This is a genomic window from Pseudomonas sp. BJa3 (assembly GCF_026343815.1).
Classification (GTDB): Bacteria; Pseudomonadota; Gammaproteobacteria; order Pseudomonadales; family Pseudomonadaceae; genus Aquipseudomonas; species Aquipseudomonas soli.
The window spans coordinates 1-235 of record NZ_JAOXMC010000554.1 but is presented as its reverse complement, the minus strand read 5'-3'; the positions used below and the strand labels follow the sequence as shown (position 1 = coordinate 235).

The 235-nt window shown below is 70.6% G+C and carries 1 protein-coding gene; it reads left to right on the top strand.

Going from position 1 to position 235, the window contains the following annotated elements:
* Positions 1-235, top strand: a 235-nt coding sequence (locus OH705_RS28760; protein WP_267303640.1) for a hypothetical protein, incomplete at both ends; no start/stop codon positions are given.

The following is a 235-nucleotide window of genomic DNA, read 5'->3' as shown; positions in this document are numbered from 1 at the left end:
GCAAGGGCCAACTGACCCTCGACGGCCAGACCCTGGACAACCGCGACGGGCGTGTTTCCGCCGAGCAGGGCGCACGCCTGCGCCTGAGCCAGGCGCTCGACAACAGCAAGGGGCTGCTGACCAGCGAGGGTGACCTCGACATCGGCGCCGCCAGCCTCGACAACAGCGACGCCGAGCTGAGCAGCGCCGGCAAGCTGACCCTGGCCACCACCGGCAAGGTCGACAACCAGCGCGG